Source organism: Serratia sp. S4 (assembly GCF_000347995.1).
Lineage (GTDB): Bacteria > Pseudomonadota > Gammaproteobacteria > Enterobacterales > Enterobacteriaceae > Serratia > Serratia quinivorans.
This window is the reverse complement of sequence record NZ_KB661120.1, coordinates 5,270,471-5,294,119: the sequence shown is the minus strand read 5'-3', so window position 1 is coordinate 5,294,119 and position 23,649 is coordinate 5,270,471. Positions and strand designations below refer to the sequence as shown.

General features: G+C 54.3%; 15 protein-coding genes, 1 tRNA gene and 3 rRNA genes. 12 read left to right on the top strand and 7 right to left on the bottom strand.

From position 1 onward, the window contains the following. Nucleotides 1-39: 39 nt before the first annotated feature. The 3 genes from mnmG to asnC all read right to left on the bottom strand — a co-directional run bounded on the left by mnmG (nt 40) and on the right by asnC (nt 3,310). Complete coding sequence (mnmG, locus tag SERS4_RS0125345) at nt 40-1,929, bottom strand: tRNA uridine-5-carboxymethylaminomethyl(34) synthesis enzyme MnmG (protein WP_012147575.1); 1,890 nt, start codon at nt 1,927-1,929, stop codon at nt 40-42. A 381-nt stretch (nt 1,930-2,310) separates the two neighbouring features. After that, nucleotides 2,311-2,751 carry an FMN-binding protein MioC gene (gene mioC / locus SERS4_RS0125340; protein WP_012147574.1) on the bottom strand — a complete coding sequence of 147 codons (441 nt, stop codon included), beginning with the start codon at nt 2,749-2,751 and terminating at the stop codon, nt 2,311-2,313. Nucleotides 2,752-2,848: 97 nt separating this feature from the next. Further along, nucleotides 2,849-3,310, bottom strand: coding sequence for a transcriptional regulator AsnC (gene asnC / locus SERS4_RS0125335; RefSeq protein ID WP_004950461.1), 462 nt, complete (start codon nt 3,308-3,310; stop codon nt 2,849-2,851). 155 nt (nt 3,311-3,465) lie between these two features. Here asnC and asnA point away from each other — a divergent pair, with 155 nt between their 5' ends. Next, the gene (asnA, locus tag SERS4_RS0125330) at nt 3,466-4,458 is read left to right on the top strand and encodes an aspartate--ammonia ligase (protein ID WP_017894482.1); all 993 of its coding nucleotides are present in this window, start codon (nt 3,466-3,468) and stop codon (nt 4,456-4,458) included. 3 nt (nt 4,459-4,461) lie between these two features. On the opposite strand, the gene viaA is transcribed toward asnA, so the two are convergent. Both viaA and ravA read right to left on the bottom strand, forming a co-directional pair. Then, nucleotides 4,462-5,925, bottom strand: coding sequence for an ATPase RavA stimulator ViaA (gene viaA, locus SERS4_RS0125325; protein WP_012147572.1), 1,464 nt, complete (start codon nt 5,923-5,925; stop codon nt 4,462-4,464). Nucleotides 5,926-5,927: 2 nt separating this feature from the next. Continuing rightward, the gene (ravA, locus tag SERS4_RS0125320; protein ID WP_017894481.1) at nt 5,928-7,436 is read right to left on the bottom strand and encodes an ATPase RavA; all 1,509 of its coding nucleotides are present in this window, start codon (nt 7,434-7,436) and stop codon (nt 5,928-5,930) included. A gap of 283 nt (nt 7,437-7,719) precedes the next feature. On the opposite strand from ravA, the gene kup reads away from it, so the two are divergent. The 7 genes from kup (at nt 7,720) to rbsR (ending at nt 15,596) form a co-directional block, all read left to right on the top strand. Continuing rightward, on the top strand, nt 7,720-9,588 hold the full coding sequence (kup, locus tag SERS4_RS0125315; protein ID WP_012147570.1) for a low affinity potassium transporter Kup: 1,869 nt from the start codon (nt 7,720-7,722) through the stop codon (nt 9,586-9,588). Between the two features lie 190 nt (nt 9,589-9,778). Next, complete coding sequence (gene rbsD / locus SERS4_RS0125310) at nt 9,779-10,198, top strand: D-ribose pyranase (protein WP_017894480.1); 420 nt, start codon at nt 9,779-9,781, stop codon at nt 10,196-10,198. Between the two features lie 7 nt (nt 10,199-10,205). Next, nucleotides 10,206-11,711 carry a ribose ABC transporter ATP-binding protein RbsA gene (gene rbsA / locus SERS4_RS0125305; protein ID WP_017894479.1) on the top strand — a complete coding sequence of 502 codons (1,506 nt, stop codon included), beginning with the start codon at nt 10,206-10,208 and terminating at the stop codon, nt 11,709-11,711. A 6-nt stretch (nt 11,712-11,717) separates the two neighbouring features. Then, a complete protein-coding gene (rbsC, locus tag SERS4_RS0125300) occupies nt 11,718-12,683 on the top strand; it encodes a ribose ABC transporter permease (protein ID WP_012147567.1) in 966 nt (321 codons plus the stop codon). 24 nt (nt 12,684-12,707) lie between these two features. After that, nucleotides 12,708-13,595 (top strand): ribose ABC transporter substrate-binding protein RbsB, encoded by an 888-nt coding sequence (gene rbsB / locus SERS4_RS0125295; RefSeq protein ID WP_026142602.1) that lies wholly within the window; start codon nt 12,708-12,710, stop codon nt 13,593-13,595. Nucleotides 13,596-13,662: 67 nt separating this feature from the next. Beyond that, the gene (gene rbsK / locus SERS4_RS0125290; protein WP_017894477.1) at nt 13,663-14,589 is read left to right on the top strand and encodes a ribokinase; all 927 of its coding nucleotides are present in this window, start codon (nt 13,663-13,665) and stop codon (nt 14,587-14,589) included. 5 nt (nt 14,590-14,594) lie between these two features. Beyond that, complete coding sequence (rbsR, locus tag SERS4_RS0125285) at nt 14,595-15,596, top strand: ribose operon transcriptional repressor RbsR (RefSeq protein WP_012147564.1); 1,002 nt, start codon at nt 14,595-14,597, stop codon at nt 15,594-15,596. Here rbsR and mdtD read toward each other — a convergent pair. After that, on the bottom strand, nt 15,593-17,008 hold the full coding sequence (gene mdtD, locus SERS4_RS0125280) for a multidrug transporter subunit MdtD (RefSeq protein ID WP_012147563.1): 1,416 nt from the start codon (nt 17,006-17,008) through the stop codon (nt 15,593-15,595). The genes rbsR and mdtD overlap by 4 nt on opposite strands. A gap of 63 nt (nt 17,009-17,071) precedes the next feature. Beyond that, the gene (locus SERS4_RS0125275) at nt 17,072-17,761 is read right to left on the bottom strand and encodes a FadR/GntR family transcriptional regulator (protein WP_012147562.1); all 690 of its coding nucleotides are present in this window, start codon (nt 17,759-17,761) and stop codon (nt 17,072-17,074) included. Nucleotides 17,762-18,284: 523 nt separating this feature from the next. Here SERS4_RS0125275 and SERS4_RS0125270 point away from each other — a divergent pair. From SERS4_RS0125270 to rrf, 4 genes are all read left to right on the top strand, one after another. Further along, nucleotides 18,285-19,826, top strand: a 16S ribosomal RNA gene (locus SERS4_RS0125270). Between the two features lie 143 nt (nt 19,827-19,969). Further along, nucleotides 19,970-20,045 (top strand) — tRNA-Glu (locus tag SERS4_RS0125265). A 235-nt stretch (nt 20,046-20,280) separates the two neighbouring features. Further along, nucleotides 20,281-23,190 (top strand): 23S ribosomal RNA (locus SERS4_RS0125260). A 97-nt stretch (nt 23,191-23,287) separates the two neighbouring features. After that, nucleotides 23,288-23,403 (top strand): 5S ribosomal RNA (rrf, locus tag SERS4_RS0125255). The 16S, 23S and 5S rRNA genes sit together here with 1 tRNA gene alongside, the layout of an rRNA operon. Nucleotides 23,404-23,649 lie beyond the last annotated feature (246 nt).

The following is a 23,649-nucleotide window of genomic DNA, read 5'->3' as shown; positions in this document are numbered from 1 at the left end:
TGCCGATCAAATAATCAAACGGCCGCCCAAAAACAGGATTTATGCGCTGCGGCGCAGCAGCCCCTGCTTTTTCAACCAAATCAGTAGAATTGAGATCGCCGCCGGTGTAATGCCAGAAATGCGTGAAGCCTGGCCGATCGAATTCGGCTTGTGGTCATTCAACTTGGCGATCACTTCATTCGACAGGCCAGAAACCTGCTGGTAATCGAGATCCAACGGCAGCACGGTGTTCTCATTGCGCTGCTGTTTTTCGATCTCTTCCTGCTGGCGAGCAATATAACCTTCGTATTTTACCTGGATCTCAACCTGCTCGGCGGCCTGAGTATCGGCCAGCGGCGGCGCAAATGCCGCGACGGAGGTCAATTGGGTGTAATCCATTTCCGGGCGGCGCAGCAGTTCTTCACCGTTGGCCTCACGCGACAGCGGTGCTTTCAGCAGCGCGTTCACCTGCTCGACGTTTTCGGCGTGCGGGTGCATCCAGATGTCGCGCAGGCGCTGACGCTCCTGTTCGATGTGCTCGAGTTTTTCGCTAAAGCGTGCCCAGCGGGCATCGTCCACCAGGCCCAGTTCGCGGCCTTTTTCCGTCAGGCGCAGATCGGCATTGTCTTCACGTAACATCAGGCGGTATTCGGCACGTGATGTGAACATGCGGTACGGCTCTTTGGTGCCCAGGGTGCTGAGGTCGTCCACCAGCACGCCCAGATAAGCCTGATCGCGGCGTGGTGACCAGCCTTCGTCTTCATTGGCGTAGCGCCCGGCATTCAGGCCGGCCAACAGGCCTTGCGCTGCAGCCTCTTCGTAACCGGTGGTGCCGTTGATCTGGCCGGCGAAGAACAGGCCCTGAATAAATTTGCTTTCCAGCGTCGGCTTCAGATCGCGAGGATCGAAGAAATCATACTCGATGGCATAGCCTGGTCGAATGATCCGGGCATTTTGCATCCCTTCCATCGAACGGACGATCTGCATCTGTACGTCAAACGGCAGGCTGGTGGAGATGCCGTTTGGATAAATTTCATTGCTGGTCAGGCCTTCCGGCTCAAGGAAGATCTGGTGCGCGTTACGATCGGCAAAACGCATCACCTTGTCTTCGATCGACGGGCAGTAACGCGGGCCGATCCCTTCGATGATCCCGGCATACATCGGGCTGCGATCGAGGTTATTACGGATCACATCATGGGTTTTTTCATTGGTGTAGGTGATGTAACACGCCATTTGTTCAGGGTGTTGCCCAGCGTTGCCCATGAACGAGAACACCGGGATCGGTGTATCACCGTGTTGAGGTGCCAATACGCTGAAATCTATGCTGCGGGCATCGATACGCGGCGGTGTGCCGGTTTTCAGTCGGTTAACACGCAAAGGCAATTCACGCAGTCGCTGTGACAGTGAGATCGATGGCGGATCTCCGGCACGGCCACCGCTGTAGTTTTCCAGACCAATGTGGATCTTGCCGTCCAGGAAGGTACCTACGGTCAGTACTACCGCCTTGGCGCGGAATTTTAGCCCCATTTGGGTCACGGCACCGACAACGCGATCGTTTTCCACGATCAGATCTTCGACCGGTTGCTGGAAGATCATCAGATTGGGCTGGTTCTCCAGGGCAGTACGTACCGCTTGACGATACAGTACTCGGTCAGCCTGAGCCCGGGTGGCTCGTACCGCAGGGCCTTTGCTGGCGTTTAGTATCCTAAACTGGATACCGGCATGGTCGATCGCCGTGGCCATCAGGCCGCCAAGTGCATCAATTTCCTTAACCAGATGCCCTTTACCAATACCGCCAATCGCCGGGTTGCAAGACATTTGCCCCAGCGTATCGATATTGTGAGTCAGTAATAAAGTCTGACGTCCCATACGTGCCGCAGCCATAGCGGCTTCGGTACCGGCATGGCCACCACCGATGATGATGACGTCAAATTGCTCTGGATAAAACATGGAACTGCACCTCGTCGTATTGCGAACGATCGTTGTTTGCCCTGGGGTGGTGGATTCTACTCAAGTTTAGTCGATCGACCAAGTGGTCAGGATCCTTGAGTAATTAAAAGAAGATCTTTTTATTTAAAGATCTCTTTATTAGATCTCTTATTAGGATCGCGATCTTCTGTGGATAAGTGATTATTCGCGATTGAGATCAGCTAATTAAGGAGGATCGTTAGCTGTGAATGATCGGTGATCCTATGGCTTATAAGCTGGGATCTAAATGGCATGTTATGCACAGGACAAAAAGCGACCTAAGGTTGTTATTGGGATAACTACCGGTTTTACCCTGCTTTTAAGCATAGTTATCCACAATCGTTCGGGTGATCTTTGAACAAATTAGAGTAAATTAATCCAATTTTTCACCCATTCCTCTGCTGGATCCTCAGGAATTTCGTGTTCAGTCACGTCGATCTCAAGCCGATCGCCGATCCTTTTCGCTCCACGGGCAATCAGAAGATCGTCGATCCGTTGGATCGCACCACAGAAAGTATCGTATTCAGAGCTGCCCAAACCGACTGCACCGAACTGCACCTGAGACAAGTCAGGAAGCTGTTCTTCTATTTGTTCCAGCAGCGGTTGCAGGTTATCCGGTAAATCCCCGGCGCCATGGGTCGAAGACACCACCAGCCAGCGTCCGGACAGGGTCAGTTCATCCAATTCAGGGCCATGCAGGGTCTCGGTAGTAAAGCCTGCCGCTTCCAGCTTTTCAGCCAGGTGCTCGGCTACGTACTCGGCACTGCCAAGCGTACTGCCACTGATCAGAGTAATGTCTGCCATGAAATGAATGATCCCAACCTTCTCAAAGTGGCAGCATTGTACGCTGTGAATCGGCTGGGATCTACCTGTGGATAATATGGGTATAGTAAATAGTTGGCTAGGGAGTGATGGTACGCATGATGGGGTTCTGCAGCGAGATCAGGGTTTCCGTAGACTGGATCTCGTCGATAGTCTGGATCTTGTTGATAAGTACTTGTTGCAGCGCATCTATCGAGCGGCACATCACTTTGATAAACACGCTGTAGTGGCCAGTGGTGTAATAGGCCTCGACCACTTCCTCCAGGCTTTCGAGCTTTTTCAGTGCAGAAGGATAGTCTTTGGCACTCTTTAATATAATGCCGATAAAACAGCAGACGTCGTAGCCCAGGCGTTTGGGATTCACGTCTACCCGTGCTCCGGTGATGATACCGGCTTGCTTCATCTTCTCTACTCGCACGTGAATGGTTCCGGGACTGACGGCAAAATTCTTCGCCAGTTCGGCATAAGGCGTGCGCGCGTTTTCCATCAAGGCATTAAGAATGCCGCGATCGAGATTATCGATCTGATAATTTTCAGCCATTTAATCCCCCACTAATTGCTGATTGTTGAATTATTACCGCATCAAAATGAACGATTAAAAGTGAAAAGGCAATATTGATTAGCGGATATTGAATTGTGGTGCCGTTCTGTTGCTTAATCGTTGGCAACAGAGACAGGTTTATAAGAGATACGGCAATGAAAAAACAGTTTATTCAAAAACAACAACAAATCAGCCTGGTTAAATCCTTTTTCTCCCGCCAGTTGGAACAACAGCTTGGCCTGATCGAAGTACAGGCGCCGATCCTCAGCCGTCTGGGTGACGGCACCCAGGACAACCTGTCCGGTAGCGAGAAAGCGGTACAGGTAAAGGTGAAAACCCTGCCGGACGCCACCTTCGAAGTGGTGCACTCGCTGGCCAAATGGAAGCGTAAAACGCTGGGCAGCTACGACTTTGGCGCCGGTGAAGGCCTGTATACCCATATGAAAGCACTGCGTCCGGACGAAGATCGTCTGAGCGCCATCCATTCGGTCTACGTTGATCAATGGGACTGGGAGCGGGTGATGGGCGATGGCGAACGCAGCCAGGATTACCTCGAAAGCACCGTGCGCAGTATTTATGCGGCGATTAAGGCCACCGAAGGGGAAGTGAATCGCGAATACGGTTTAACGCCGTTCCTGCCGGAGCAAATCCATTTTGTGCACAGCGAAACCCTGCTGCAACGCTACCCTGAACTGGATGCCAAAGGCCGTGAACGGGCGATTGCCAAAGAGCTGGGCGCGGTATTTCTGATCGGTATTGGTGGCAAATTGTCACACGGCAAATCACACGATGTACGTGCGCCGGATTATGATGACTGGACCACCCCAGCAGCTGAAGGGCTGGCCGGCCTGAACGGTGACATCCTGGTATGGAACCCGGTGCTGCAGGACGCCTTCGAACTTTCTTCTATGGGGATCCGCGTTGACGCCAGCGCGCTGAAACGCCAATTGGCACAGACCGGTGATGAAGATCGCCTGGCGCTGGAATGGCATCAGTCATTGCTGCGTGGCGAGATGCCACAAACCATCGGTGGCGGTATCGGTCAGTCGCGCCTGGTGATGCTATTGCTGCAACTGTCGCACATCGGGCAGGTACAGTGCGGCGTGTGGTCACCTCAGGTACGTGAGGCGGTAGAAGGGCTGCTGTAATACTCAGCGCCGCCAGCGGCGCATTAAGCGGCTTTTTAACCCGGTATCAAAGCGCCAGATATGATCGAAGATGCGCATGATACCGGGCTTGCCGTAGTTGGACATCGCCACTGCGTGAAAGCGCTGTTGGTGGTTTTGCTGCTGTTGTTTAACCTTCTTTATTATCTCCTCCGGCAATCGCTGGGCAATAAAGTCAGAAATGATCACCGCGTCGGCGTCGAACCAGCCGCTTTCCGTCATTTTGCTCACCGTGGCATTCAGGCAGGCTGCCAGATCGGTGCCGCCGCGAAAATGCTGACCGAGAAAGCGAACCGCCTGCTCAATACCGCTGGCGGCGGTCAGTTCGTAATGCACTATCTGGTTGGCGAACAGCATGATGTAGCAGCGGCGGTTATCCGCCAGCGCAATGCGCAACAGCGCCAGACAGAAAGCCTTGGCGCACTGCTCGTTGAAACCGCCCATCGAACCTGAGGTATCCACGCAGACAATAAACGGCCCGCGAGGTTGTTGATCCTGCTGCTGGTGAGTGACCTGACGGATATGGATCTGTTCCTGCCAGACATCGCCCTGCAGACGATAGCTCAAGAGCCGTTTTTCCAGCAGGCGGCGGTAAAACTCAAACTCCAGCTCTTCAATGCCCAGCGTGACCAACTCGGGCGGCAGCAGGCGCAGAATATCGTCGCTCTGGTGAATGCCGCTGACCTCTTCCGGCAGCGTGGCCGGTACCTGCACCATCACGCGGAAAGGCTCCGGCAACGCGTCCTGCTGTTGCACCGCCTTGGCCTGATAGCTGCGCCCAAGCTGCTGTGCCAGCTTTTTCAGTTCCGGTTGCTGCTGCAAGAAATTGCCGTATTCCACCAGCCGTTGGTAATCACCCCGTTGCAGATGGCCTTTACTCATATCCCAAAGCCGCCCGGCAGCGGTGTCGTTTTCCGACAGCAGCGGCTCTAGGGCGCCACTCAGCGCCAGACGTTCCTGCAGCTCCGCCATCAGCTGTTCGCGTTCCTGTTCCAGCAGTTGGTGATGCATCATGGTGGCTTGCAGCGTCAGGCTGATGCGCCAGCGCTGCAGAAACAGGGTTTGGAAGCTGTCATCCAGTGGATGATTGGGCAGATCGGCGGCGTCCACCAGTGAGCGCGCCTGCTCATAAAAGGGAGAAACCAGCTGACGCAGCAGATCCAGGGTGTCATTAAGGTTATGGAAGAACTGGGTGTTGTTCTCTAGCTGGCACTGTTGATAACGATAGAATTCCTGTGCCAGCGCGGGCGGCACCATGGCTTCATGCAGGCGTTCTTTCAGTTGTAGCTTCCAGCGTGGCAGGTCGCGATCCAGCGCCCGGCGGATCGCCGGAAACTTTTTGAAGAAAATCGACAGCTGCGGTGCCGCCAGCATGCCGATGATCATCTCCTCGATCAGTTCACCTTCGGTGATCGCCAGCAGCAGATCGAGTGTTTCCAGGCTGAGCATAATTACTGGCCGCGCATTTGCTGGTGCTGCTGTTTGATTTGTTCCGCCACCTGCAGCAGGCTGGCCTCAATTTTTGCCAGCCTGGCGGCAGGGGTAAACAGGCAGGGCTGATGCTGACTGAATAAACGACGCTGTTCTGCCAGGCGCTGCGCCAACAGGTCCATTTCGTCCAGCATTGCCTGCGGCGTGCCGCTGGTCTGCTTGCCGGGCTGGGCCAGTAAAGAGGGCTGGCGGCTGACGTCCAGAACCGTCAGATGCAGTTGCTCGTCGACTTCCAGGTCAATCTGCTGGGCAAAGCCAATGCCGTTCAGCTTGGCGCGCACATCGCCGCCTTTTTGCAGCCAGTTTTCCAGCGCGCTGTTTTCAATACTCAGATGGTTGACCTGAATATCATGCAGTTGCAGCGGTTTTTGCAGCAGCAGGGTCAGGGTACCGGTACCGAGCGGCGTGGCCAGGGAAAACTGGGGCTTTCTGCTGAACATGCCGCCCTTTTTTACCAATGTAATAGCCTGACTGTCGCTCTGCTGTTGCTGATGCTGTAGCCAGCGGGTATGGATCTGTTGCAGTTGGATCAGCAACGTTTGCTGTTGATAGGCAGACTCGTTCAGCAACTGCTCAACTTGCTGTTGCAGCAGTTTCAGTGAGCTGAGGTCGTGCCACAGGCAGTCTTTCAGCAGCAGCAGATCGATTGGGGCCACGGCGTCGCGACCACTGAAAAAAGCGCAGGCCTGCAACAGCCGCAGCGCTTTTTTCCAGCGGCGATCGGAAACGTAAGGGGCACTTTCCAGTGCATCCAGCCGCTGACGTAGTTGGAATATCAGTTCAAAGCAATTCTCAGGCAGTTTGATTTTATCGATCTGCGGTTGCCACTGGTGATATTCCTCGTCACTGATGCTCAGTGCTTCGGGCACCGGGTTTTCATTCTCGTTCTGGCGGCTGACCAGCAGTGAACGGAAATTCTGTTTGTCCTGCACTTTATCCAACCACAGACGTATCAACATGCGGTCATACAAGGCTTCCAGACTGTTGTCGGCTTCCGGCAGTTCGTTGGAGGCGGTGACCAGCAGCCGCAGCGGGATAGGTTCTTCCGTGTTGCCGTTGCGGAAACGACGTTCGTTGATCGCTGTGAGCAGGGTATTGAGGATCGCCGGGCCAGCCTTCCAGATCTCATCCAGAAACACGATTTCCGCTTCGGGCAGGTAGCCGGTGGTCAGACGTTGGTAGCGCCCTTCATCCTTTAACGCCTGGATCGACAAGGGGCCGAACACTTCTTCCGGCGTTGAAAAGCGCGTCATCAGGTATTCAAATGAACGCGCGTTGCGAAAGGCGAATTTTAGCCGGCGTGCAATCAGGCTTTTGGCAATGCCCGGTGGGCCAAGCAGAAACACGCTTTCACCGCTGAGCGCCGCCAGCAAACACAGGCGAATTGCTTCCTGCCGTTCATAAAGACCGCTCTCCAGCGCGCTGCTGAGGCGGGAAATCCGTTCTGCCAGAAGTGATGATGACGCCATATTATTGTCGTGTTGTCCGAGGGTTAGCCAATCTTGGTGGATAATCCGATGATAAACCACCATTATTTTTAATGGTATAGCTTGTTGATTAGTAAAATCTTTCTATTATCAAAAGGGTGGCTGGTTCACATTTTGTTTATTTTTAAGCTCTGATATAAGGATAGGCAAGCAGTATAAATCGTGCATACTGTGCGCCTTTTAGTGGGCGTAACGGATCTTAGAGCCCGTATCTCTGGCGGATGCGGATGCATCGCTAACGGATGTTCTAATAAAGAAACGAATTATGAGCACAGAGCATAAACAGTCCTTATCGGCGGTAACCCTGGCGGCAATTGGGGTGGTTTACGGTGATATCGGCACCAGCCCTCTCTATACTCTCCGAGAGTGTTTCTCCGGCCATTACGGCTTCGATGTTCGTCCAGACGTGGTTTTCGGTTTTCTTTCGCTGATCTTCTGGATGTTAATCATCATTGTTTCCCTCAAGTACCTCACCTACGTCATGCGGGCGGATAACGCCGGTGAGGGGGGGATACTGACGCTGATGTCGCTGGCCGGGCGCCATACTTCGGCGCGGACAACGTCCATATTGGTGATCCTGGGTCTGATTGGCGGCAGCTTCTTCTATGGCGAGGTGGTGATCACCCCGGCGATATCGGTGATGTCGGCGATAGAAGGTTTGGAAATTGCCGCGCCGTCGCTGGATGGCTATATAGTCCCGCTGTCGATTCTGGTATTGACCCTGTTGTTCGCTATTCAAAAGCACGGCACCGGCAGCGTCGGCAAGCTGTTTGCGCCGGTCATGCTGCTGTGGTTTATCGTTCTGGCGGTGCTGGGTGCTCGTAGCATCATGGCCAACCCGGAGGTGCTGCAGGCGCTGAACCCGAAATGGGCGCTGAACTTCTTTATCGAATATAAGAAGGTTTCGTTCTTTGCGCTGGGTGCGGTAGTGCTGTCGATCACCGGCGTTGAGGCGCTGTACGCCGACATGGGTCACTTTGGCAAATTCCCTATTCGTCTGGCCTGGTTCACCGTGGTGCTGCCTTCGCTGGTGCTGAATTATTTCGGCCAGGGTGCCTTGCTGCTGAAAAATCCTGAGGCAATTAAAAACCCGTTCTTCCTGCTGGCACCGGACTGGGCGCTGATCCCGCTGTTGATTCTGGCGACGCTGGCTACGGTTATCGCCTCACAGGCGGTGATCTCCGGCGTGTTCTCGCTGACCCGCCAGGCGGTGCGTCTGGGATATCTGTCGCCGATGCGCATCATCCATACTTCGGAGATGGAATCCGGTCAAATCTACATCCCGGTGATCAACTGGACGCTGTATATCGCAGTCGTGCTGGTGATTATTGGTTTCGAACATTCCAGCAATCTGGCGGCGGCATACGGTATTGCGGTGACCGGCACCATGGTATTGACCAGTATTCTGGTGACCTCGGTGGCGATCAAAAATTGGCACTGGAACCGCTTCTTCGCCGTTGGCATTCTGGTTATCTTGCTGATTATCGATGTGCCGATGTTCTCCGCCAACGCCCTGAAGCTGTTCTCTGGCGGTTGGCTGCCGTTGCTGCTGGCACTGGTGATGTTCATCATCATGACCACCTGGAAAAGCGAGCGTTTCCGCCTGTTGCGCCGCATGCACGAACATGGCAATTCCCTCGAGGCAATGATTGCCTCGCTGGAAAAATCACCGCCGGTACGGGTGCCCGGAACTGCGGTCTTTATGTCGCGCGCCATCAACGTGATCCCTTTTGCGCTGCTGCATAACCTTAAACACAATAAGGTGCTGCATGAGCGAGTGGTGCTGTTGACGCTGCGCACTGAAGACGCACCTTACGTCCACAACGTGCGGCGGGTGACCATCGAACAACTTTCGCCAACCTTCTGGCGGGTGGTGGCCAGCTACGGCTGGCGTGAAACGCCGAACGTGGAGGAAGTGTTCCACCGCTGTGGGCTGGAAGGGTTGCCGTGTCGGATGACGGAAACCTCGTTCTTTATGTCGCATGAGTCGTTAATCCTGACCAAACGGCCGTGGTACCTGTTCCTGCGCGGCAAGCTGTTTATCGCGCTGAGCCGAAACGCGCTGCGTGCGCCGGACCAGTTTGAGATCCCACCCAATAGGGTGATCGAGCTGGGAACCCAGGTCGAGATTTAACTTCCCCCTCAAGGGCTCAGCAACCGCTGGGCCCTTTCTGTTTATGTTCTCGGTAACTATGTTCTCGGTAACACCAGCGAAACGTTTCGATAGCGATCACATTTCTGCACTGTCCCGGTTGCCTTCTGTTGGCGTTTTTTTAAACTCCAGACACAAGCGAAACGTTTCGCTGGTGGAGTGAGAAGAAAAAATGAAAAAAGGCGTGCTGCTGAATGCTGATGTTTCTGCCGTGGTTTCCCGCCTCGGCCATACCGACCAGATCGTCATCTGTGATGCGGGGTTGCCTATTCCGGCGGCAGCGCAGCGTATCGATCTGGCGCTGACCCAGGGTGTACCGACGTTTTTGCAGGTGCTCGGGGTAGTGACGCAGGAAATGCAGGTAGAGAGCGCCATTCTGGCGGAAGAGATAGTTAAACAAAATCCGCAGCTCCATCGTGCGTTGTTGGCTCAACTGACCGAACTTGGCCAACACCAGGGCAATACCATCAGCGTGAGCTATATCAGCCACAGTGCGTTCAAAGCGCAAACTGAACATAGCCGGGCAGTGATCCGCAGCGGGGAATGTTCGCCGTATGCGAATGTCATCCTCTGCGCCGGCGTAACTTTCTGAGGCATTTATGCAACTTTTACTGCAACTGAAAGGGATCGATAAAGCCTTTCCCGGCGTGAAGGCGCTTTCCGGCGCCGCACTCAGCGTTTATCCCGGCAAGGTGATGGCGCTGGTGGGGGAAAACGGTGCCGGGAAATCCACCATGATGAAAGTGCTGACCGGTATTTATAACAAAGACGCCGGCAGTCAGTATTTTCTCGGTAAAGAGGTGGCATTCACTGGGCCAAAGGATTCGCAAGAAGCGGGTATTGGCATTATCCATCAGGAACTGAACCTGATCCCGCAGTTGACGATCGCGGAAAATATCTTCCTCGGCCGCGAATTTGTGAACCGTATTGGCCGCATCGACTGGAAGCGCATGTATGCCGAAGCCGACAAGCTGTTGGCGCGGTTAAACCTGAGTTACAGCAGCCACCGGCTGGTGGGCGAGCTGTCGATCGGCGATCAGCAGATGGTGGAAATCGCCAAGGTGCTGAGCTTCGAATCCAAAGTAATCATTATGGATGAACCGACGGATGCGCTGACCGACACTGAAACCGCCTCTTTATTTAAAGTGATCAACGAGCTGAAGGCCGAAGGGCGCGGCATTGTTTATATTTCGCACCGGCTGAAAGAGATCTTTGAAATTTGCGACGACGTCACGGTGTTTCGTGACGGGCAGTTTATTGCCGAGCGTCCGGTCAGCGAGCTGCAGGAAGATTCGCTGATAGAAATGATGGTCGGCCGCAAGCTGGAAGAACAGTACCCACGCCTGAATCTGCCGCGCGGCGAAAAACGGCTGGAGGTCAGCCAGGTTTCCGGTCCGGGAGTGGATGACGTCAGTTTTACCCTGTACCGGGGCGAAATTCTTGGCGTCGCCGGGCTGATGGGCGCCGGGCGTACCGAGCTGATGAAAATTCTCTACGGTGCCGCACCGCGCAAATCCGGTACCGTCAGCCTCGATGGCCGCCCGGTGGTGACCCATTCTCCGCAGGACGGTCTGGCGAACGGCATTGTGTATATCTCCGAAGACCGCAAGCGAGATGGTCTGGTGCTGGGGATGTCGGTGAAGGAAAATATGTCGCTGACGGCACTGCGCTATTTCAGCCGTGCCGGTGGCAGCCTGAAACAGGCAGAAGAGCAACAGGCCGTGGGTGACTTCATCCGTTTGTTCAATATCAAGACGCCGTCGATGGAACAGCCGATTGGCCTGCTCTCCGGTGGTAATCAACAGAAAGTGGCGATCGCCCGTGGCCTGATGACGCGGCCAAAGGTGCTGATCCTCGATGAGCCGACGCGCGGTGTCGACGTCGGTGCAAAAAAAGAAATCTATCAGTTAATCAACCAGTTCAAGCAGGAAGGGCTAAGCATCATTCTGGTGTCTTCGGAAATGCCGGAGGTGCTGGGCATGAGCGACCGCATCCTGGTGATGCACGAAGGACATCTCAGCGGTGAATTCCCGATTGAACAGGCCACCCAGGAAGCGTTGATGGCTGCGGCCGTTGGCAAGCAATACGGCGTAAAGCAGGAGTAATCAGATATGAGTTCCCAGAGTGCGGCAAAACGCTGGTTCAGTAAAGAGTGGCTGTTAGAGCAAAAATCACTGATTGCTCTGCTGGTGCTGATCGCCGTGGTCTCTTCAATGAGCCCGAATTTCTTCACCGTAAACAACCTGTTCAATATTCTGCAGCAAACCTCGGTGAACGCCATTATGGCGGTGGGGATGACCTTGGTGATCCTCACTTCCGGCATCGATCTGTCGGTGGGATCGCTGCTGGCGCTGACCGGTGCGGTGGCGGCGTCGATCGTCGGTTTTGAAGTTAACGCGGTGGTGGCCGTGGCGGCAGCGCTGGCATTGGGGGCGGCAGTCGGCGCCTGTACCGGGGTGATCGTGGCCAAAGGCAAGGTGCAGGCGTTTATCGCCACTCTGGTGATGATGCTGTTGTTGCGCGGCGTCACCATGGTCTACACCAACGGCAGCCCGGTGAATACCGGCTTTACCGACGTGGCCGATACCTTCGGCTGGTTCGGCATCGGCCGTCCGCTGGGCGTTCCCACGCCAATCTGGATTATGGCGATCGTGTTTATCGCCGCCTGGTACATGCTGCACCATACTCGTCTGGGCCGTTATATTTATGCTCTGGGCGGTAACGAAGCGGCGACCCGCCTGTCCGGCATCAGCGTCGATAAAGTGAAGATTATCGTTTATTCGCTTTGTGGGCTGCTGGCGGCGTTGGCGGGGGTGATCGAAGTGGCACGCCTGTCTTCCGCGCAGCCAACCGCCGGTACCGGGTATGAGTTGGACGCCATTGCCGCGGTGGTGCTGGGTGGTACCAGCCTGGCCGGTGGCAAGGGCCGTATTGTTGGTACGTTGATCGGGGCACTGATCCTTGGCTTCCTGAACAACGGCCTGAATTTACTGGGTGTTTCTTCCTACTACCAAATGATCGTGAAGGCAGTGGTGATACTGCTGGCGGTTCTGGTAGAGAACAAAAGCAACAAATAACCTCCCCCTACAGGAATCACGATGATGAAAATGAAAAAATTGGCAATTCTGGCTTCAGCCTTCGCGCTGAGCGCCACCCTTAGTGCTAACGCGCTGGCTAAAGACACCATAGCGCTGGTGGTTTCTACCCTGAATAACCCGTTCTTTGTGTCAATGAAAGAGGGCGCACAGCAGGAAGCCAATAAGCTGGGTTACAACCTGGTGGTGCTGGACTCGCAAAATAACCCGGCGAAGGAACTGGCGAACGTACAGGATCTGATGGTGCAGGCGCCCAAGCTGCTGCTGATTAACCCAACCGACTCCGATGCGGTCGGCAACGCTATCAAGATGGCCAACCAGGCCAAGATCCCGGTCATCACCCTGGACCGTGTGGCGAGCAAAGGTGAAGTGGTCAGCCATATCGCTTCTGATAACCGCGTCGGCGGTAAAATGGCCGGTGACTTTATCGCTAAAAAAGTGGGTACGGACGCTAAAGTGATCCAGCTGGAAGGGATCGCCGGTACTTCCGCCGCCCGTGAACGTGGCGAAGGCTTTAAACAGTCGCTGGATCAGAACAAATTCAAACTGCTGGCCAGCCAGCCGGCAGACTTTGACCGTACCAAGGGCCTGAACGTGATGCAGAACCTGCTGACCGCTCATCCGGACGTGCAGGCGGTATTTGCCCAGAATGATGAAATGGCGCTGGGTGCGCTGCGTGCGTTGCAAACCGCCGGTAAAACAGACGTGGTCGTGGTAGGCTTCGACGGCACCGCTGACGGCGTGAAAGCGGTTGAAGGCGGCAAACTGGCTGCGACCGTGGCGCAGCGCCCGGATCAGATCGGCGTGATTGGTGTGGAAACGGCGGATAAAGTGTTGAAAGGCGAAAAAGTGCCGGCCACTATCCCGGTTGATCTGAAACTGGTCACTAAATAACATTCTGTAGCACCAGCGCCATCAAAACGGGGCGTTTATGATGGCGCACAATTCAGGAATCAATGCGATGGCAACAGGTAAGCTGGTGGTTTTGGGCAGTATCAATGCCGACCATATCCTTAATATTGAGCAGTTTCCCCGTCCGGGTGAAACGGTGATCGGGAAGCAGTATAAAGTGGCGTTTGGCGGCAAAGGCGCCAACCAGGCGGTGGCGGCAGGGCGCAGCGGCGCGGATATCGCTTTTATCGCCTGCGTGGGCGCTGATGACATCGGCGAACGCATTCGTCAGCAACTGGCTACCGATCGCATTGATACCCAACCGATAGAGGCGATTGCCGAAAACACGACCGGCGTAGCGCTGATTTTTGTTAATGCTGAAGGCGAGAACGTGATCGGCATTGATGCCGGCGCCAATGCGGCAGTGACTCCTGACTATCTGGCTCGCTATCAGCAAAAAGTGATTGATGCCGACGCACTGTTGATGCAGCTCGAGTCGCCGCTGGAGACGGTTATCGCCGCCGCCGGCCTGGCGAAACAGCATCAGACTCAGGTGATCCTCAATCCTGCGCCGGCACGTGAACTGCCGGACGAATTATTGGCAATGATCGATATGATTACGCCAAACGAAACCGAAGCCCAGCGCCTGACCGGTATTGCGGTCAATAATGATGATGATGCCGCGCGTGCCGCACAGGCTTTGCATGATAAAGGCATTGCCACTGTGATCATCACCCTCGGCAGCCGTGGCGTTTGGCTGAGTGAAAACGGCAAGGGTAAGCTGGTGCCCGGCTTCAGGGTTAAAGCCGTAGACACCATTGCTGCCGGTGATACCTTCAACGGGGCGCTGGTCACGGCGCTGCTGGAAGGCAAAACCATGGCGGATGCGGTGCGTTTTGCCCATGCGGCGGCGGCCATTGCGGTGACCCGTCCAGGAGCTCAGCCTTCCGTACCCTGGCGCGAAGAGATCGACATCTTCTTGCAGCAGCAGGAGTAATCCCCTTGGCCACCATGAAAGACGTCGCCCGCCTGGCGGGCGTTTCAACCTCGACGGTCTCGCACGTCATTAATGACAATCGCTTTGTCAGCGACAGCGTGCGGGCCAAAGTCATGGCGGCCGTTGAACAACTGAACTATGCGCCTTCTGCGCTGGCGCGCAGCCTCAAACTAAACCAGACGCGTACCATCGGTATGCTGGTTACCTCCAGCAATAACCCGTTTTATGCCGAAGTCGTGCGCGGCGTTGAGCGCAGTTGCTATGAACGTGGCTACAGTCTGATCCTGTGCAATACCGAAGAAGATGCCGCACGCATGAATCGCAACATGGAGACGCTGTTGCAAAAACGCGTCGATGGCTTGCTATTAATGTGCACCGAAAATCATCGGCCATCGCAGGACGCGCTGAGTCGCTATCCTTCGTTGCCGATCGTCATGATGGATTGGGCGCCGTTCGAAGGGGCCAACGATATCATTCAGGACAACTCGCTGCTGGGCGGTGAGATGGCGACCGATCACCTGATCGCCCGTGGGTATCGCAAGATTGCCTGCATCGCCGGCCCACAGGATAAAACTACCGCGCGCCATCGGCTGGAAGGCTACCGTCGCGCCATGCAGCGCGCCGGATTGGCAGTCTTGCCGGGGTACGAAGTGCACTGCGATTTTGAATTTGAAGGCGGCGTGGATGCCATGAAGCAACTGCTGGCGCTGGCTGAACCCCCGCATGCGGTATTCGCCGGTAACGATGCGGTAGCCGTAGGTGCCTATCAGGCGTTGTATCAGGCCGGATTGTCGGTGCCGCAAGACATGGCGGTGATGGGCTACGATGATATAGAGCTGGCCAAATATCTGGCCCCACCGTTAAGTACTATTCACCAACCGAAAGATTCACTGGGGGAGTTGGCGATTGATACGCTGATTAACCGCCTGCAGAACCCGGACCGCGAAGCCCAGGTTCTGGTGTTGACCCCTGAGCTGGTAGAGCGTGCTTCGGTCGGTTACCGTTAACCCGCGGTTTTAACCGGTTTCTTCGGGTCCTGGCCGCTGATCAGGTTACGGCCGTCCTTTCTTCTCAGTAACATAAACACAAACGCCGAGGCCACGGTGACAATCCCCATGGTAATAAAGGTGTAGTGGAAGTGATCGACCATGGTCCCCAGCGACATGGTTTGATAGAAACGCAGTACCGCCGCGCTGATCGCCACCCCGAAGCTGATGGAAAGCTGTTGAGTTACTGCCAGCACGCTATTGCCGGAGCTGGCGTTGGCGTCATTCAAATCTGCCAGGCTGATGGTATTCATGGCGGTGAATTGCGTAGACATCGCCATCCCCAGCACGAACAACGGCAGGATCATCAACCATAACGGCATCCCCGGGCTTTGCAGCGCGAACTGAGCAATCAGCACGCCAATAATGACGGTGATGCCGACCAGCGTTTTACGATAACCGAACCAGCGCAGCACCTGAGTGACGGTGGATTTCGCCATCAATGATCCGACCGCGGTCGGGGCCATCATGCAACCGGCAATAATCGCCGAGTAACCGAAACCCACCTGCAACATCAGTGGCATCAGGAAGGGTACACAGCCGGTGCCCAGCCGTGAGGCGACGTTACCGGCAATTCCCACCGAGAAGGTTCGGGTTTGGAACAGGTCCAGGCCAATCAGCGGTTGAGGGTGCCTGCGGGCATGGGCGATATAGCCGAACAGCATCACCACGCCGCTGAGCAGAATGCCCAATGAGATATAGCTGGCCAGCACCTGCTCACCAAACAGTTCCAGCCCGGTAGAAACCAACACCAGGCTCAGGCCAAACAGCATAAAGCCAATGAAGTCGAAGCGGCGCTTGGGGGTGGTAAAGTCCGGCATATATTTACGCGCATAGAAGATGCCGAGCAGGCCAATCGGGATATTGATAAGGAAAATCCAGTGCCAGGTGGCGTAGGTCACCAGCCAACCGCCCAGCATCGGCCCCATGATCGGCCCAACCAGCCCCGGCATGGTCACGAAGTTCAGCACCGGTAACAGCTCGCTGCGTGGGTAGGCGCGCAGCAGAGCCAGGCGCGCCACCGGCATCATCATCGCACCGCCGACACCCTGAATGACTCGTGAAGTTACCAACAGGCTTAACGTCGGAGAAAGCGCACACAGCAGCGAACCGAGAGTAAACAGAGAAACGGCGATGATAAACACCCGGCGGGTACCGAAGCGATCCGCCAGCCAGCCGCTGACCGGGATCAGCATCGCTACCGTCAGGGTATAGCTGATAACCGCCGACTGCATCGCCAACGGCGAGCGCTCAAGACTTTGAGCTATCGCCGGCAACGCCGTATTGAGGATGGTGGCATCCAGTGCCTGCATAAAGAACGCCATGGCGGCGATCCAGGGTAGTCCTGCCATACTGCGCGCGGATTTGGTCATTGTGAGTCCCGGTTAACTGTCGTCTTCGTCCCTTTCATCTTCTTCTATATATAAGTAGGGGCGTTAGTCTTTCTCTCTGAGCAAAACCTGGCAGGCGGTTAATGCCTCCGCGCTGTCACCGGCGAGTATCGCATCGACGATGGCCTGGTGGTGCTGGAGCTTAATCACTTCGTTGCCGGTGATGGCGCGGAAGTAACTTTGATATACCGAACTGAACAGATTGGCAAATGAGGTCAGAAATGGGTTGCCGCTGGCTTCATAGATGAGCTGGTGGAATTGGGTATCCACCTGGATCCAGTGCTCTCGGTCGAACTGGATATGCAGGGCGCGCATTTCCGCCATCAGTTCAGCCAGTCGTGCGGTTTGCTGATGGCTGGCATTGGCCGCCGCCAGCGAGCAGGCCTGAGGTTCCAGAGAGGTGCGCAATATAAGGAAGTGCTGCATGACCTGATCGAAGTTTTCCTTGGTCATCCACCAGGTCAGCAAATCCTGATCGAGAAAGTTCCACTGGCTTTGCGGCATCACCCGGGTCCCAATGCGTGGTCGGGGCAATAACATGCCTTTGGCTGCCAGCATCTTCACCGCTTCGCGTACCGCCGTGCGGCTAACGCCGAATTGTTCGCCCAGTTCCATCTCTCCGGGCAGGATGCTGCCGGCCTGATAATCGCCTGCCAGAATTTGTTGGCCGAGTTTTTCTGCAAGTAGATAAGAAAGATTGCGTTGGGCGGCCTGTTGTTGAGCATTAAATTGCATGGCTGCGAGTCCTTAACTGACATTGTTACTCTTATTTTACTCTACGGATCGCCAGCTTTTGTGGCTGTTTACCGGAAAAAGTGACGAAAACGCTGACTTGTGCAGCGCTTTGTTGAAATAATCCGCGCTTGAAAAGTTTTTTGCATTTAGGGGTTGCGGCCTTCTGAGAACTCCCTATAATGCGCCTCCACTGACCGGGAACAACGACTCCTCTAACGAGAACCAAGTCGCCCAGTCGGAAAGAGAAAAGCGAAATAAACGCTTGACTCTTCGGGTGAAAAGCGTAATATACGCCACCTCGAGATAGCAAGCTACGGCGGCTAACTCACTGCTCTTTAACAATTTATCAGACAATCTGTGTGGGCACTCCACAAGACGATATCCAGAACCTTCGGGTTCGAAAAAATATCAAGTCTTGAAGAGTGACCAAGCAATAAGTTGTTTTGTTGGCTTGTCCAACTGAATGACTATTACGAAAGTTATTTTCGAGCATCGCTTCACGAGTTGAAGCAAATCAAGCTTTTAATTGAAGAGTTTGATCATGGCTCAGATTGAACGCTGGCGGCAGGCCTAACACATGCAAGTCGAGCGGTAGCACAAGAGAGCTTGCTCTCTGGGTGACGAGCGGCGGACGGGTGAGTAATGTCTGGGAAACTGCCTGATGGAGGGGGATAACTACTGGAAACGGTAGCTAATACCGCATAACGTCTTCGGACCAAAGTGGGGGACCTTCGGGCCTCACGCCATCAGATGTGCCCAGATGGGATTAGCTAGTAGGTGGGGTAATGGCTCACCTAGGCGACGATCCCTAGCTGGTCTGAGAGGATGACCAGCCACACTGGAACTGAGACACGGTCCAGACTCCTACGGGAGGCAGCAGTGGGGAATATTGCACAATGGGCGCAAGCCTGATGCAGCCATGCCGCGTGTGTGAAGAAGGCCTTCGGGTTGTAAAGCACTTTCAGCGAGGAGGAAGGGTTCAGTGTTAATAGCACTGTTCATTGACGTTACTCGCAGAAGAAGCACCGGCTAACTCCGTGCCAGCAGCCGCGGTAATACGGAGGGTGCAAGCGTTAATCGGAATTACTGGGCGTAAAGCGCACGCAGGCGGTTTGTTAGTCAGATGTGAAATCCCCGCGCTTAACGTGGGAACTGCATTTGAAACTGGCAAGCTAGAGTCTTGTAGAGGGGGGTAGAATTCCAGGTGTAGCGGTGAAATGCGTAGAGATCTGGAGGAATACCGGTGGCGAAGGCGGCCCCCTGGACAAAGACTGACGCTCAGGTGCGAAAGCGTGGGGAGCAAACAGGATTAGATACCCTGGTAGTCCACGCTGTAAACGATGTCGACTTGGAGGTTGTGCCCTTGAGGCGTGGCTTCCGGAGCTAACGCGTTAAGTCGACCGCCTGGGGAGTACGGCCGCAAGGTTAAAACTCAAATGAATTGACGGGGGCCCGCACAAGCGGTGGAGCATGTGGTTTAATTCGATGCAACGCGAAGAACCTTACCTACTCTTGACATCCAGAGAATTCGCTAGAGATAGCTTAGTGCCTTCGGGAACTCTGAGACAGGTGCTGCATGGCTGTCGTCAGCTCGTGTTGTGAAATGTTGGGTTAAGTCCCGCAACGAGCGCAACCCTTATCCTTTGTTGCCAGCACGTAATGGTGGGAACTCAAAGGAGACTGCCGGTGATAAACCGGAGGAAGGTGGGGATGACGTCAAGTCATCATGGCCCTTACGAGTAGGGCTACACACGTGCTACAATGGCGTATACAAAGAGAAGCGAACTCGCGAGAGCCAGCGGACCTCATAAAGTACGTCGTAGTCCGGATCGGAGTCTGCAACTCGACTCCGTGAAGTCGGAATCGCTAGTAATCGTAGATCAGAATGCTACGGTGAATACGTTCCCGGGCCTTGTACACACCGCCCGTCACACCATGGGAGTGGGTTGCAAAAGAAGTAGGTAGCTTAACCTTCGGGAGGGCGCTTACCACTTTGTGATTCATGACTGGGGTGAAGTCGTAACAAGGTAACCGTAGGGGAACCTGCGGTTGGATCACCTCCTTACCTAATGATATTGATTGCGTGAAGTGCTCACACAGATTGTCTGATAGAAAAGTAATGAGCAAAAGCGCTACCTGTTGATGTAATGAGTCTCTGACTCATGCTGATACGAACCGATTAAGACGAGAGTCTAATCGGAATTTCGTGTCCCCATCGTCTAGAGGCCTAGGACACTGCCCTTTCACGGCTGTAACAGGGGTTCGAATCCCCTTGGGGACGCCATTCCGATAATGAGTGAAAGACATTATCACCGGTGCTTGCTGCGCCGAAAACATCTTAAAGATGACTTTAACGAGTCGTGTTTAAGATATTGCTCTTTAACAATCTGGAACAAGCTGAAAATTGAAACATGACAGCTGAAACTTACTCCTCCGTAGAAGTACTGGAGTAAGGAGTACCCTGTCATAGAGTCTCTCAAATGTAGCAATGCAAATGTGGAAACACTTTTGGGTTGTGAGGTTAAGTGACTAAGCGTACACGGTGGATGCCTAGGCAGTCAGAGGCGATGAAGGGCGTGTTAATCTGCGATAAGCGTCGGTAAGGTGATATAAACCGTTATAACCGGCGATACCCGAATGGGGAAACCCAGTGCAATTCGTTGCACTATCATACGATGAATACATAGTCGTATGAGGCGAACCGGGGGAACTGAAACATCTAAGTACCCCGAGGAAAAGAAATCAACCGAGATTCCCCCAGTAGCGGCGAGCGAACGGGGAGGAGCCCAGAACCTGAATCAGTTCTTGTGTTAGTGGAAGCGTCTGGAAAGTCGCACAGTAAAGGGTGATAGTCCCGTACACTAAAATGCATTAACTGTGAGTTCGATGAGTAGGGCGGGACACGTGACATCCTGTCTGAATATGGGGGGACCATCCTCCAAGGCTAAATACTCCTGACTGACCGATAGTGAACCAGTACCGTGAGGGAAAGGCGAAAAGAACCCCGGCGAGGGGAGTGAAATAGAACCTGAAACCGTGTACGTACAAGCAGTGGGAGCCTACTTTGTTGGGTGACTGCGTACCTTTTGTATAATGGGTCAGCGACTTATATTTTGTAGCAAGGTTAACCGTATAGGGGAGCCGTAGGGAAACCGAGTCTTAACTGGGCGAATAGTTGCAAGGTATAGACCCGAAACCCGGTGATCTAGCCATGGGCAGGTTGAAGGTTGGGTAACACTAACTGGAGGACCGAACCGACTAATGTTGAAAAATTAGCGGATGACTTGTGGCTGGGGGTGAAAGGCCAATCAAACCGGGAGATAGCTGGTTCTCCCCGAAAGCTATTTAGGTAGCGCCTCGTGAACTCATCTTCGGGGGTAGAGCACTGTTTCGGCTAGGGGGCCATCCCGGCTTACCAAACCGATGCAAACTCCGAATACCGAAGAATGTTATCACGGGAGACACACGGCGGGTGCTAACGTCCGTCGTGAAGAGGGAAACAACCCAGACCGCCAGCTAAGGTCCCAAAGTCATGGTTAAGTGGGAAACGATGTGGGAAGGCATAGACAGCCAGGATGTTGGCTTAGAAGCAGCCATCATTTAAAGAAAGCGTAATAGCTCACTGGTCGAGTCGGCCTGCGCGGAAGATGTAACGGGGCTAAACCATGCACCGAAGCTGCGGCAGCGACGCTTAGGCGTTGTTGGGTAGGGGAGCGTTCTGTAAGCCGTTGAAGGTGGCCTGTGAGGGTTGCTGGAGGTATCAGAAGTGCGAATGCTGACATAAGTAACGATAAAGCGGGTGAAAAACCCGCTCGCCGGAAGACCAAGGGTTCCTGTCCAACGTTAATCGGGGCAGGGTGAGTCGACCCCTAAGGCGAGGCCGAAAGGCGTAGTCGATGGGAAACAGGTTAATATTCCTGTACTCGGTGTTACTGCGAAGGGGGGACGGAGAAGGCTAGGCTAGCCGGGCGACGGTTGTCCCGGTTTAAGCGTGTAGGGGGAGTGACCTGGTAAATCCGGTTGCTTATTCAACCCTGAGGCGTGATGACGATGCACTACGGTGCAGAAGTAGTTGATGCCAAGCTTCCAGGAAAAGCCTCTAAGCATCAGGTAACACAGAATCGTACCCCAAACCGACACAGGTGGTCAGGTAGAGAATACCAAGGCGCTTGAGAGAACTCGGGTGAAGGAACTAGGCAAAATGGTGCCGTAACTTCGGGAGAAGGCACGCTGGCGCGTAGGTGAAGAGACTTGCTCTCGGAGCCGAAGCCAGTCGCAGATACCAGCTGGCTGCAACTGTTTAATAAAAACACAGCACTGTGCAAACACGAAAGTGGACGTATACGGTGTGACGCCTGCCCGGTGCTGGAAGGTTAATTGATGGGGTCAGCCGCAAGGCGAAGCTCTTGATCGAAGCCCCAGTAAACGGCGGCCGTAACTATAACGGTCCTAAGGTAGCGAAATTCCTTGTCGGGTAAGTTCCGACCTGCACGAATGGCGTAATGATGGCCAGGCTGTCTCCACCCGAGACTCAGTGAAATTGAACTCGCTGTGAAGATGCAGTGTACCCGCGGCAAGACGGAAAGACCCCGTGAACCTTTACTATAGCTTGACACTGAACATTGAGCCTTGATGTGTAGGATAGGTGGGAGGCTTTGAAGCGTGGACGCCAGTCTGCGTGGAGCCAACCTTGAAATACCACCCTTTAATGTTTGATGTTCTAACTCGGCCCCGTGATCCGGGGTGAGGACAGTGTCTGGTGGGTAGTTTGACTGGGGCGGTCTCCTCCCAAAGAGTAACGGAGGAGCACGAAGGTTAGCTAATCACGGTCGGACATCGTGAGGTTAGTGCAAAGGCATAAGCTAGCTTGACTGCGAGAGTGACGGCTCGAGCAGGTACGAAAGTAGGTCTTAGTGATCCGGTGGTTCTGAATGGAAGGGCCATCGCTCAACGGATAAAAGGTACTCCGGGGATAACAGGCTGATACCGCCCAAGAGTTCATATCGACGGCGGTGTTTGGCACCTCGATGTCGGCTCATCACATCCTGGGGCTGAAGTAGGTCCCAAGGGTATGGCTGTTCGCCATTTAAAGTGGTACGCGAGCTGGGTTTAGAACGTCGTGAGACAGTTCGGTCCCTATCTGCCGTGGGCGTTGGAAGATTGAGAGGGGTTGCTCCTAGTACGAGAGGACCGGAGTGAACGCACCACTGGTGTTCGGGTTGTCATGCCAATGGCATTGCCCGGTAGCTAAGTGCGGAAAAGATAAGCGCTGAAAGCATCTAAGCGCGAAACTTGCCTCGAGATGAGTCTTCCCTGGGGCCTTGAGCCCCCTGAAGGAACGTTTAAGACTAAGACGTTGATAGGCTGGGTGTGTAAGTGCAGCGATGCATTGAGCTAACCAGTACTAATGATCCGTGAGACTTAACCTTACAACACCAAAAGTGTTTTGATTTGAGAGATTTTCAGCGAGTTCCGAGATTGGTTCTGGTGGTCATGAGAATGACGGCTGGAATGAAACAGAATTTGCCTGGCGGCAATAGCGCGGTGGTCCCACCTGATCCCATGCCGAACTCAGAAGTGAAACGCCGTAGCGCCGATGGTAGTGTGGGGTCTCCCCATGCGAGAGTAGGACACTGCCAGGCATCAAACAAAGTACAAAGCCTCATGCGAAAGCATGGGGCTTTTTACTTTGTCAGTTATTTGGTGTTCAGCTCGAGCATGGACATGCGAAAAGCCCGTCGGGAACGGGCTTTAACGCCGCTTGCGGCGGCCCCAAAGGGGTGAGTCTCAGGATGAGACGAGTATTGTAGGACACTGCCAGGCATCAATTAAGCCAAGAGGCCATCCGCAAGGATGGCCTTTTTGCTGTGTGCGAAAGACAAAAAAGA

Excerpts from the sequence above, each read along its gene's own strand:
- mnmG (WP_012147575.1), bottom strand. The coding sequence starts at position 1,929 with ATGTTTTATCCAGAGCAATTTGACGTCATCATCATCGGTGGTGGCCAT.
- mioC (WP_012147574.1), bottom strand. The coding sequence starts at position 2,751 with ATGGCAGACATTACTCTGATCAGTGGCAGTACGCTTGGCAGTGCCGAG.
- asnC (WP_004950461.1), bottom strand. The coding sequence starts at position 3,310 with ATGGCTGAAAATTATCAGATCGATAATCTCGATCGCGGCATTCTTAAT.
- asnA (WP_017894482.1), top strand. The coding sequence starts at position 3,466 with ATGAAAAAACAGTTTATTCAAAAACAACAACAAATCAGCCTGGTTAAA.
- viaA (WP_012147572.1), bottom strand. The coding sequence starts at position 5,925 with ATGCTCAGCCTGGAAACACTCGATCTGCTGCTGGCGATCACCGAAGGT.
- ravA (WP_017894481.1), bottom strand. The coding sequence starts at position 7,436 with ATGGCGTCATCATCACTTCTGGCAGAACGGATTTCCCGCCTCAGCAGC.
- kup (WP_012147570.1), top strand. The coding sequence starts at position 7,720 with ATGAGCACAGAGCATAAACAGTCCTTATCGGCGGTAACCCTGGCGGCA.
- rbsD (WP_017894480.1), top strand. The coding sequence starts at position 9,779 with ATGAAAAAAGGCGTGCTGCTGAATGCTGATGTTTCTGCCGTGGTTTCC.
- rbsA (WP_017894479.1), top strand. The coding sequence starts at position 10,206 with ATGCAACTTTTACTGCAACTGAAAGGGATCGATAAAGCCTTTCCCGGC.
- rbsC (WP_012147567.1), top strand. The coding sequence starts at position 11,718 with ATGAGTTCCCAGAGTGCGGCAAAACGCTGGTTCAGTAAAGAGTGGCTG.
- rbsB (WP_026142602.1), top strand. The coding sequence starts at position 12,708 with ATGAAAATGAAAAAATTGGCAATTCTGGCTTCAGCCTTCGCGCTGAGC.
- rbsK (WP_017894477.1), top strand. The coding sequence starts at position 13,663 with ATGGCAACAGGTAAGCTGGTGGTTTTGGGCAGTATCAATGCCGACCAT.
- mdtD (WP_012147563.1), bottom strand. The coding sequence starts at position 17,008 with ATGACCAAATCCGCGCGCAGTATGGCAGGACTACCCTGGATCGCCGCC.
- SERS4_RS0125275 (WP_012147562.1), bottom strand. The coding sequence starts at position 17,761 with ATGCAATTTAATGCTCAACAACAGGCCGCCCAACGCAATCTTTCTTAT.